Below are 11019 nucleotides of genomic sequence, written 5' to 3' on the forward strand. Positions count from 1 at the left end.
GCACCAGCTGGTGCGGGGCCTCTCGCGTTTCCCTGATGTGCGGGACCTTCAGGCGTCCCGTCGCGACCGCACCACGTAGCTCGCGACGCCCGCGACGACCGCGACCAGGCCGAGCACGACCCAGAGCATCGGCGATCCGGGTTCTTCGCCCCCCGCGATCGCCGTGACGGCTCCTCCGACGGCCCAGATCGCACCGATCACGACCAGCCCCAGCGAGCTCCAGTAGCGACTCACCACGAGTTCTCCTCCCGCGTCCCCGACGTGCGCGCCGCACGCCTCTCGGAGCATGCCACGCCCGCACCGCGGAATCAGTCATATCGCCGCCAAACGGCCCGTATCGTGACATCGTGTCGCAACAGTTCCGCATCTGCGGCACTATGCTCGCTCTCATGCCGCACTATCGGATACGCGAAGCCGCCGACCTGCTCGGCGTCAGTGACGACACCGTCCGCCGCTGGGTCGACGCGGGCGACCTCGACGTCGCCCTCGACGACTCGGGCCGCAAGGTCGTCGACGGCGCGCAGCTCGCGCGCTTCGCGACCCAGAACGCCCAGTCCCCCACGAGCGACCCGTCCGGTGTGGCCCGCTCGGCGCGGAACCGGTTCGTCGGGATCGTGACCCACGTCGTGAGCGACACGGTCATGTCCCAGGTCGAGATGCTGTGCGGCGGCCAGCGCGTCGTTTCGCTCATGAGCACCGAGGCCGTGCGTGAGCTCGGGCTCGAGCCCGGCAGCCTCGCCGTCGCCGTCGTCAAGGCCACCACCGTGATCGTCGAGACGCCAGGAGGCATCGCGTGAACAGCACCACCCCCACTCCCCCGACCGCACCGTCGGCCACCGCTCCCCGCGCGCGAGCCGCGAGGCGCGCGGTCGCCGTGACGACCACGGCCCTGCTGACGGTCGCCCTCGCGGCGTGCGGGACGTCGTCGGGCAGCGAGACCCCCGCCGCCGCCTCCTCACCGGACGTCGCCGTCGAGGAGCAGACCCTCACGGTCCTCGCCGCCGCGTCGCTGCGCGACGTGTTCGCCGAGCTCGCCGAGGGCTTCGAGGCAGAGCACGACGGCGTGACCGTCGCCCTGTCGTTCGCCGGGTCGGCCGACCTCGCCGACCAGCTCCTCGCCGGGAGCCCCGGCGACGTGTTCGCGTCGGCCGACACCAAGAACATGGACCGCGTCGTCGAGGGCGGCGACGCGACCGACCCCGTGGTCTTCGCGACCAACACGCTCACCGTCGTCGTCCCCGCCGGGAACCCCGGTGGCGTCACGTCGTTCGCCGACCTCTCGCGCGAGGACCTCAAGGTCGTCGTGTGCGCGGCCGAGGTGCCCTGCGGCTCCGCGACCACCAAGGTCGAGGCCGCCGCCGGCACCACCGTCCACCGCGTGAGCGAGGAGGCGAGCGTGACCGACGTCCTCGCCAAGGTCACCGCCGGAGAGGCCGACGCCGGGCTCGTCTACGTGACCGACGCGACCCTCGCGGGCGACGACGTCGAGGTGATCGACGTCCCCGAGACCAAGACCGTCGTGAACACCTACCCGATCGCGGTCACGTCGGGAGCCGCGGACACCGCGCTGGCCCAGGAGTGGCTCGACCTCGTGACCGGACCCGTCGGCCAGGCAGCGCTCGCGAAGGCGGGCTTCGGGGCACCGTGAGGCCGGGACGCGGGGGCGGGACCGTTCTCGGGTCGGTCCTCGACCGCGCCCGGGGCCGGAACCCCGTCGCGCCCCGGAAGACCGTCTGATGCGCGGCCTCCCCCGCTGGGTGCTCGCGCCCGCGCTGCTCGGCGCCCTGTTCGTCGTCGTGCCCGTGGTCGCGATGGTCGCGCGACTCGACGTGTCCGGAGGGCTCGGCGGGATCTGGGACCTGCTCACCTCGCCCACCGCGACCGACGCCCTGTGGCTCTCGGTGCGGACCTCGCTCGTCGCGACCGTGTGCTGCGTGCTGCTCGGCGCGCCCATGGCCCTGGTCCTCGCACGGACCACGTTCCCCGGGCAGCGCGTGGCCCGTGCGCTCGTGCTGCTGCCGCTCGTCCTGCCGCCCGTCGTGGGGGGCATCGCGCTGCTCTACACGTTCGGGCGGCGCGGGCTGATCGGCCAGCACCTGTCCGTCCTGGGGATCGAGGTCGCGTTCACGACCACCGCGGTGGTCATGGCGCAAACCTTCGTCGCGCTGCCCTTCCTCGTGCTGAGCCTCGAGGGGTCGCTGCGGACGCACGACGCGCGCTACGAGGAGGTCGCCGCGACGCTCGGCGCCTCCCCCACGACCGTGCTGCGTCGCGTGACCCTGCCGCTCGTCCTGCCCGGGCTCGTGTCCGGTGCGGTGCTCGCGTTCGCGCGCGCCCTCGGGGAGTTCGGCGCGACCATCACGTTCGCCGGGGCGCTCCAGGGCGTCACGCAGACCCTGCCGCTCGAGATCTACCTGCAGCGCAGCGCCGACCCCGACGCCGCGGTCGCGCTCTCTCTCCTGCTGGTGGTCGTGGCCGTGATCGTCACGGCGGCCGTGCACGGGGGGCCGTTCGGGAGCACGGACCCCCAGGTCCGGGGTGCGAGGTCGTCGGCCGAGGGCGACCGGGGGCTCGGGGGCGTCCGAGGACTCGCAGCGGGCGACCAGGTTCCCGCAGAGAGCGACCGGGGCGGTCCCCCTCGGACACCGCGTGCCTCGCCCTCGGCGAGCGAGCCCGTCACGCTCGGCGTGCGCGTGCGCCTCGCCGAGCGCGGCGTCGACCTCGACCTCGAGGTCGAGCCCGGCCAGGTCGTCGCGATCCTCGGGCCCAACGGCGCCGGGAAGTCGACCGTCCTCCAGGCCGTCACGGGCCTGCTCCCCCACCGCGCGCACCCCCCGCGTCGCGCGAGGTCCCGCCGCGACGCAGGGAGCCCCGGACCCGACGGCGCCGCTCCCGGTCCGCGGACGGGCGCGCCCGTGCCGGGTCCCGCGCGGGACGAGCTCCGTGTCAGGGTCGGCGGCGAGGTCCTGACCGACACGTCGCGCGGCCTCTCGGTCCCTCCGCGCCGACGCGGGGTCGGTTGGCTGACCCAACGTCCGCTGCTGTTCGGGCACCTCGACGCGGCGGACAACGTCGCGTTCGGCCTGCGCGCCCGTGGCGTGCCCCGCCGCGCGGCCCGGTCCGAGGCACGCGAGCGCCTCGACGAGCTCGGTGCCGGCCCGCTCACGGCGCGGCGGCCCGGCGCGCTCTCCGGCGGCCAGGCCCAACGGGTCTCGATCACCCGCGCGCTCGCGACCGACCCGCGCGTCCTGCTGCTCGACGAGCCGCTCGCCTCGCTCGACGTCGGGGTCGCGCAGCAGGTGCGCCGGGTCCTGCACGACGCCCAGCGCGACCGACCCCGCACGACCCTGCTCGTGACGCACGACCTGCTCGACGTCCTCCTGCTCGCCGACCGAGCGGTCGTGCTCGAGGGCGGCCGGGTCGTGGAGGACGGGCCCGCGCGCGAGGTCCTGACGCGCCCCCGGTCCCGCTTCGCGGCGCGGCTCGCGGGCATCAACCTCCTCGCGGGCGTCGCTGCCGAGGACGGTGGGTTGCTGCTCGACGGACCGGGGCTCGCCGTCGCGGGCGTCGTCGCCGACGCGACGGACCTCGTCGCCGGCGATCCCGCGGTCGCGGTGTTCGAGCCCCGTGCGGTCGCGATCCACCGCGACGCGCCGTCGGGCAGCCCGCGGAACGCGTTCGCGGTGACCATCACCTCGATCGAGCCGCACGGGCAGCTCTTCCGGGCCTGGGGAGAGGTGACGGGTCCGCGCGAGGTGCGGGACGCCGTCGGGCACCTGGCCGCCGACCTGACCCCCCGCTCGGTCGCCGACCTGCGCCTCGCCCCGGGCGAACGCGTGTGGTTCGCCGTCAAGGCGGCCGAGGTGCAGGTCTACGGCACCCGCTGAGCGCGGGGCCCTCGTGCGACGCGCCGGGCGTGTCGCACGAGGGTCCGCACTCAGCGGGACGTCACTGCCTCGACCGACTCCGCGAGGCTCCCCGTCACGGGCACGTCGGCCAGGAGCAGCGCCTGACCCGCGTGGTAGATGTCGGGCTTGCCGTCCCACACGGCCCCCGAGGGGCGGTTGTGGACGTCGAGCTCGTGGTGCCACGAGCCGTGCTCGACGTCGACCAGGTGAGCCTGCGCGTACGCCCACCACTCCTGGGCGAGCCGCGCGTACCGCTCCTCGCCCGTGACCTTGGCGAGGACCTCCGCGGCCCCGATCGCCTCGGCCGCGACCCAGTGGAAGCGGCGCTGCTCGATGGGTCGGCCGTGCCAGTTGACCGTGTAGACGAAGCCGCCCTCGACCGGGTCCCAGCCGTCGTCGAGCGCCCGGTCGAACAGGTGACGTGCCGCGTCGAGCCGCGGCCCCGGGATGCCCGCGGACGCCCCCGACCCCGAGGAGTCGCTCGCGGCGTCGAGCTGCAGCAGGAGCCGCGCCCACTCGAACCCGTGCCCCGGGGTCGAGCCGTACGGCTTGAACTGGTCGTTGGGGCGCTCGGCGTTGAGCTCGGGCTCCGGGTTCCAGGACGCGTCGAAGTGCTCGACGACGCGCCACTCGCGCTCGGCCGCCCCCGCCACGACCCGGTCGGCGACGGCCGTCGCGCGTTCGAGCCAGAGCGGGTCGCCGGTCGCCGAGTGCGCGGCGAGCATCGCCTCGACGCCGTGCATGTTCGCGTTCGCACCGCGGTAGCGGACGCACCTCGTCCAGGCGCGGTCCCACTCGTCGCACAGCATCTGCTGGTCGGCCTCCCAGAACTCCTGGTCCAGGACCCGCAGCGCCTCGTCGAGCAGCTCGCGCGCTCCGGGCCGTCCGGCCACGGTCCCGCTCGACGCGGCGAGGACGACGAACGCGTGCGCGTAGGCGCTCTTGGTGTCGTCGACCGCGTCCCCCGGCCCTCGCGACGCGAACCAGCCGCCGTCAGCGGGGTCGGCGAGGTAGGTCCGCAGCCCCTCGAGCGCCAGGTCGGCGTGCTCGTCCGCGCCCGGGACGCCCAGCAGCGAACCGAGCGAGTACATGTGCGCCATGCGCGCCGTGATCCACGTGTGCACGGGCTCGCGGGGGTCCGGCGCGCCCTTGTCGTCGAGCCAGCGAGCCCCGCCGTCCGCTCCCAGCGACGCCTCCGCGAAGGTGAGCAGCCCGTCGAGCTGGCTCCGGCGCCACGTGGCAGCGTCCGGTGCTCCGGCTGCGTCGTCCCTGGTGGTCATGGTTCCCCGTTCCTCGTACCTGTCAATGATGCTCCCCTGGGCGGGTGCCCCGCGGCCGGTCGTCCGACGGCGGGGCACCCGATCAGGTACCTCTGGCGGCTAGCCGCAGGTGGCGGCCCCGTACGCGACCTCGCTGGTCACGACGACCTCCTCACCGTCGACCGTCGCCGTGGCGGTCACCGTCGTGGTGCCGGCCTCGATCGAGCCCGCACGCGTCGCGAACGACTGGTGCGCGCTCTTGCCCGGCCCGACGTTCGTGAACGTCTTGGTGCCGAACGGGGTGACGACCTTGATCGTCACGGGGAAGGACTCCCCGTTGACCGCCGTGACGGACAGCGTGACCTTCTTGGCCGTGCACTGCGTCTTGACGGTCGTGGCGACGTCGAGAGCCGGAGCGGCCTCGGTGACCGTGACGGTCACGGGGACGCTCGTGCTCGCGTACCCGTCGTCGACCGTCACGTGCGCGGTGTAGGTCCCGGGCTGCGCGTAGGTGTGCGCCCCCTCGACCGTGACCGAGGTTCCACCGGGGACGACCGTCCCCGGGGCCACGTCGCTGCCGTCGCCCCACGTGATCGCCGCCCGCAGCGGCGCCTCGGCCGTCGCGCGTCCACCGGTCACGGTGGCGAGCGTGGCCTCGAGCGAGGTCCCGGCGGCGACGCTCACGCCCGCTGCCGCCTCGGCGGCCAGCGGAGCGTGCTCCACCGGGGTGCCGTCGGCGGCGATCGCGAAGACGTGGATGCGTCCGTCGCTCGCGAGGGAACCCGGCTGGTCCGGGAGCGTGATGCTCACGGGTCGCTTGCCCTCGGGGAGCGTGACCGGCGCCGTCGCGAAGACCGCGGCGGGGGTGCCGGTCTGCGGGCTGCCGCCGCGCAGACGGTGGTCGGTCACCGCGACCGCGATGTTGCCGGACACCGGGTTGCGGGCCGCGCCCGACCAGTCGCCGAAGCTCAGGTCGATGGGCTGCGACGAGCCGTCGTCGAACGTCAGCGTCCCGGAGGCCACCTGGTTCTTCTCCGTGCCCGTGCCGATCACCGAGAGCTGCTGCGCGTCCGCGGGGACGTCGACCTCGATGGTCTGGCCGTCGCCCGTCGCGTTGTCGGGCTGCCCGGCGGGGATCGCCGGGACGTCGAACCCGAGGTCCGTGCCCGGCACCGTGCCGCGCTGGCCCTGCACGAAGCCCTTGGCCGCGAGCTGTGCCCGGTCGAAGAACACGCCCTGGCCGTCACAGCTCCCGGACGTGGTCCCGACGTCGCCGATGCACACGTTGTCGTAGGCCGCGACGAGCGAACCCTCACGGACCAGCTCGACGGACACGTCGAGCGAGGCCGTGACCGTCTTGTCGCCGCGCGTGACCGTGACCGTGACCGGGTAGACGCCCGGTGCGGCGAAGGTGTGCGGCGCGGTGACGGTGTACCCGCCGAGCTGGACCTTGGTGAGGGTCCCGGCGGCGGGCCCGCTGCCGTCCCCGAAGGTCACGGTCGCGCTGACGTCGCCTGCCGCGACCTCCTCGGGCGTGACCCCGACGAGCGTCGCGAGCGACGCCTTGACCTCGGTGCCGGTCGTGGTCGCCACGTCCTGGCCGGCCGTGAGCGTGAGCTCGGCGCCGGTCGAGGCCTTGGGGTCGGCGAGCAGCTCGAGCTCGGCGAGCACGAGCGCCCCCTCGCCCGAGGTCGCCGTGACCGCCACGCGGTACTGCGAGTACGCGGCGGGCTCGGCGAGCGTGAACGGCCGGGTCTGGACGGCCCAGCGGAACTGCTGGTCGGTGCGCTCGTCGAGCGTCGTCCAGGTCTGTCCGTCGTTCGACCCCTCGACCTTCCAGGCCTTGGGTGCTGCCGTGCCGGTCGCGCCCGAGGTCAGCGTGTAGGACGTGACCGTCGGCTGGAGGCCTGCGGCCTTCCAGGTGACGACGGGCGTGCCCGTCGTGAAGGTGGTGTGGGTCTGCGACGTGTTGTCGGTGAGCGACGCGAGCTGGGCGGCCGGCGTGCCGTCGGAGACGGTCACCGTCCCCAGGCCCGACGTCGTCACGTCCGTGTCGGACTCGGGCGCCTCGTCACCGGTGGTCAGGGACGGCGGTGCGTCGTCCTCGCCCGTGCCCCACGCGGAGGGCTCGGGGCCCATCTCGAAGTCGAGCGTGGTGCCGCCGACCAGGTCGGAGTGCTTGATCGACGTCGAGGTGTGCGCCTCGCCGTCGACCGTGAGCGACTGGACGTAGACGTTGTCGACGCTGTTCTGCGGGGCGTTGACGACCAGGTCGCCGCTCTCGAGGTGCACGGTCGCCTTGCTGAACTGCGGCGAGCCGATCGCGTACTCCTCCGAGCCGACCTGCAGGGGGTAGATGCCGAGCGAGGACAGGATCCACCACGACGACATCTCGCCGTTGTCCTCGTCACCGGGGTAGCCCTGGCCGATGTCGCTGCCCACGAACAGGCGGCGCAGCGACTCGCGGACCTTCTCCTGCGTCTTGGACGGGGCACCGGCCGCGTCGTAGAGGTAGGGGATGTGGTGCGAGACCTGGTTGCTCATGCCCCACTGGCCCATGCGGACGTCACGTGCTTCGAGACGCTCGTGGATGCCGCCGTTGGGTGCCTTCTCCGGGGTGCTGAAGAACAGGTCGAGCTTGGCCTCGAGTCCGTCCTGCCCGCCGTAGAGGTTGGCGAGGCCCTGACCGTCCTGGGGGGCGTGGAACGCGAAGTTCCAGCCGCTGGTCTCGGTGTAGGGACCGCCCCAGTCCTCGGGGTTGAACGTCTCGGGCGACTTCTCGAACGTCCCGTCCGCGTTGCGGCCCTGGAAGAAGCCCGTGGCCGGGTCGAACAGGTTGACGTAGTGCGTCGCGCGCTCGAGGAAGTACTCGGACTCCTCGCGCAGCTGCTCGCGGCGCTCGTCGGGCGTGGCGGGGTCCTCGGCGAGGGCCGCAGCCATGTTGCCGATGCCGAAGTCGTTGATGAGCCCCTCGAGGCCCCACGACACGGACTCGTGCGTGGACGCCTGGGTGTAGCCGAGGAACTGCGACGTGTCGAGGCCCTTGCGGCCCACGGCGTTGTTCGGCGGCAGGACGGTCGCGTTCTTGAGCGCGGCGTCGTACGTCGCGAGCGGGTCCGCGAGCGGGACGCCCTTGAGGTACGCGTCGGCGAAGGCCACGTCCGAGCTGGTGCCGGTCATGAGGTCCGCGTAGCCCGGGGAGGACCAGCGGGCGACCCAGCCGCCGTCACGGTACTGCTGGACGAACCCGTCGACGAGCTCGGCCGCCAGCTCCGGGTACAGGAGCGAGTAGGCGGGCCAGGCCGTGCGGTAGGTGTCCCAGAAGCCGTTGTTGACGTAGATCTTGCCGTCGACGATCTTGGCGTTCGTCGTGGTGTCGCTCGCGCTGCCGGTCTTGGCCGCGACGGGGCTCGCGTACTGGAACTTCGGCGCCTCGGCCGTGCCCGTGTTCTCGAACTGCGAGTTGGGGTACAGGTTGAGGCGGTAGAGGTTGGAGTAGAGCGTCGTGAGCTTGTCCTCGTTGGCCCCCTCGACCTCGATGACCTTCAGGCGGTCGTTCCAGGCGGACTGCGCCGCGGAGCGCACGTCCTCGAAGGACCTGCCCGTGACCTCGAGGTCGAGGTTCTTGCGGGCCTGCGCCTGGCTGATGAAGGACGTGGCCACGCGGAGCTCGACGGTCTTGTCCGACGAGGTGTCGAACGTCGCGAACCGGGCGTTGGCGCGGTTGCCCGCGGCGGTCCCGACCGCGCTGGGCAGGCGGTCGAACGTCCCGGAGATGAACATGCGCGACCGTCCGGCCGAGAGGCCGCTGCCGCCGTCGACCCAGCCGGAGAGCGTGCCGCTCGCGGCGTCGTAGGCCAGCTTGGCGTCGCCGCTCACGCTGTCGACGAGGACCTGGCCCTGGTCGGTCGCGTAGGAGAAGCGGAGCACCGCGCCATGGTCGGTCGGGGTGACCTCGGCCTGGATGCCGTTGGTGAACCGCACCCCGTAGTAGTCGGGCTGCGCGGTCTCGTCGTCGTGCGTGAACTCGAGCGCGCGCGTGCCGAGCGTGGCGTTGGGCGTGCCGCCGCCCGCCGCGGGCAGGAACGCGAGCTGGTTGCGGTCGCCCATCCAGGGGCTGGGCTCGTGCGAGACGCCGATGCCCTGGAGCTGGGGCTTGTTGTTCGCGTTGTTCTGCTGCTGGTACGCGTAGAGCCAGCTCTGGGACGCCGCGTCGGTCATGGGCGTCCAGAAGTTGAAGCCGTTGGGCACCGCGGACGCGGGGATGTTGTTGCCGCGCGAGAACCCGCCGGTCGCGAACGTGCCACGGCGGGTGTCGACGTAGTTGGTCAGGCTCGACCCGTCGATCCGCTCGGGGCTCGCGGTGAGCGCGATGTCGTCGACCCAGCCCTGGAAGCGCGTCCCGGTCTTGCCCGTGGGGTTGTCGTAGCCGAGCAGGACCTCGTCGACCGTCTTGCCGGTCGCGACGCCGCCCAGGTCCACCTGGATCGAGTTCCACTGGTTGGCGTAGAGGATCTTGCCCGTGCCCTGGCCCTCGGGCGAGAACGGGGTGTCGTGCTGGTCGCGCGCGCCCAGCTCGGACAGGTAGGTCCCGTCGGTGAACTTCACGTCGACCGACGCGTACGTCGAGGGGTACGCGAGGTCGTTGAGGAGCTCGGGGAAGATCGTGTAGCTCAGGCGCGTGTCCTCGCCCACGGTGACGTCGACGTCGTCGTACAGGAGGTTGGTCGCGCTCGACGGCCCGTCGGCGAGCTGGCTGCCCGCGTAGCGCAGGGCCTTGGTGCCCGTGAAGCCGACGTTGGTCTTGATGGTCGGGCCGCTCGACGGGCCGGCGCCGACCTTGGTGACCATGGGCGTCTGCGCGGGGGCGGCGTTCAGGTCGGTCGAGAGGTTCCAGTCCGCGAGCTGGGTGAGCGGCTCGCCCGAGTTCGCGGTGACGTTGAGGCGGTAGTGCTGGTAGGTGCCGGGCGTCGTGACCTCGAAGACCCGTGCCTGCTTGCGCTGGGGGAAGTCCTCGTTGGTCCGCTGGTCGAGCGGGACCCACGTGGTGCCGTCCGTGGACCCTTCCAGGGTCCAGCTCTTGGGGTCGCGTCCCTCGGCGTCGTCGCCCGACGTCATCGAGTAGCCCGTGATCCGTACGGGCTCGGTGAACGCGTAGGCGACCCAGCCGGTCGTGGTCCGGGTGAGCCACTTGGTGCCCGAGTTGTCGTCGGCGAGCTTGGCCGCGCCCTCGTTGGGGAGGTTCTCGCCGCTCGCGGTCACTCCCGCGAGCCTGCCGAGCGCGCTGCCGGGCAGCGTGGAGACGGGTCCGGTGACGTTGGACTGCCAGGGCGCGCCGTCGCGCTGGGCGACGGTCGTGTCGAGGGCTGCGGCGTCACCGGTCTCGAACGACGTCGAGAAGTCGCCGGGCTCGGGTGCGGCCGAGGCCGTCCCGACGCCCAGCGGGAGCATGGGCAGGGCGAGGCCGGCCGCGAGGACGCCCGCGATGCGGCGTCGGCCCTTGCCCGCGGGTGTGCCGGGAGAGGTGGGCTTGCTGCCCGACGGCGCATCCGCCGTCGGGCGTTCGTGCGTGGGTGGGTACCAGCTCATGTCGTGCGATCTCCTTCGATCGTTCCGGCCACAGTTGGTGCAGCGGGGTCTTCTTCCGTGCGGTGCGGACCACCGGGTGGCGGCCTGCGGGTCTCGGTCCCCCGTCCCCCCGGGAAACCGACAGCGCTGTCAGGTTGGTGCAAGCAACTCCCTCGTCGACCCTTCTCAGAGGGTCGACGAGGGAGCGCCGTTCCCCGGTGCACAGCGTCGGACACCGGAAGTCTGGGGCTCGGCGCGGCTGCCGGCCCGCCCCGGGGGTACCC

The 11019-nt window shown here is 72.9% G+C and carries 6 protein-coding genes; 3 read left to right on the forward strand and 3 right to left on the reverse strand.

Going from position 1 to position 11019, the window contains the following annotated elements; genetic code table 11:
- Window positions 1–48 precede the first annotated feature (48 nt).
- Entirely contained in the window at window positions 49–234 is a 186-nt protein-coding gene (locus ACFWFR_RS12870) for a hypothetical protein (protein ID WP_191801021.1), read from the reverse strand.
- 155 nt (window positions 235–389) lie between these two features.
- Between ACFWFR_RS12870 and ACFWFR_RS12875 the strand changes: the two genes are divergently transcribed.
- The 3 genes from ACFWFR_RS12875 to ACFWFR_RS12885 all read left to right on the forward strand — a co-directional run bounded on the left by ACFWFR_RS12875 (window position 390) and on the right by ACFWFR_RS12885 (window position 3887).
- Window positions 390–797, forward strand: coding sequence for a molybdopterin-binding protein (locus ACFWFR_RS12875; RefSeq protein WP_377618150.1), 408 nt, complete (start codon window positions 390–392; stop codon window positions 795–797).
- Window positions 794–1648 carry a molybdate ABC transporter substrate-binding protein gene (gene modA, locus ACFWFR_RS12880; protein WP_377623224.1) on the forward strand — a complete coding sequence of 285 codons (855 nt, stop codon included), beginning with the start codon at window positions 794–796 and terminating at the stop codon, window positions 1646–1648. Before ACFWFR_RS12875 ends, modA begins: the two co-directional genes overlap by 4 nt.
- Before the next feature lie 88 nt (window positions 1649–1736).
- Window positions 1737–3887 (forward strand): ABC transporter permease, encoded by a 2151-nt coding sequence (locus ACFWFR_RS12885; protein WP_377623225.1) that lies wholly within the window; start codon window positions 1737–1739, stop codon window positions 3885–3887.
- A gap of 50 nt (window positions 3888–3937) precedes the next feature.
- Here ACFWFR_RS12885 and ACFWFR_RS12890 read toward each other — a convergent pair whose 3' ends face one another.
- Window positions 3938–5188 carry an AGE family epimerase/isomerase gene (locus tag ACFWFR_RS12890; protein WP_191801025.1) on the reverse strand — a complete coding sequence of 417 codons (1251 nt, stop codon included), beginning with the start codon at window positions 5186–5188 and terminating at the stop codon, window positions 3938–3940.
- Between the two features lie 99 nt (window positions 5189–5287).
- On the reverse strand, window positions 5288–10756 hold the full coding sequence (locus tag ACFWFR_RS12895) for a GH92 family glycosyl hydrolase (RefSeq protein WP_377623226.1): 5469 nt from the start codon (window positions 10754–10756) through the stop codon (window positions 5288–5290).
- Window positions 10757–11019: the final 263 nt, after the last annotated feature.

The organism is Oerskovia sp. NPDC060287, from assembly GCF_042726775.1.
In the GTDB taxonomy this organism is placed as follows: domain Bacteria; phylum Actinomycetota; class Actinomycetes; order Actinomycetales; family Cellulomonadaceae; genus Oerskovia; species Oerskovia merdavium.

Bases quoted from the DNA above. Each gene is read 5' to 3' on its own strand.
- ACFWFR_RS12895 (WP_377623226.1), bottom strand. From the start codon at position 10,756: ATGAGCTGGTACCCACCCACGCACGAACGCCCGACGGCGGATGCGCCG.
- ACFWFR_RS12885 (WP_377623225.1), top strand. From the start codon at position 1,737: ATGCGCGGCCTCCCCCGCTGGGTGCTCGCGCCCGCGCTGCTCGGCGCC.
- ACFWFR_RS12890 (WP_191801025.1), bottom strand. From the start codon at position 5,188: ATGACCACCAGGGACGACGCAGCCGGAGCACCGGACGCTGCCACGTGG.
- ACFWFR_RS12875 (WP_377618150.1), top strand. From the start codon at position 390: ATGCCGCACTATCGGATACGCGAAGCCGCCGACCTGCTCGGCGTCAGT.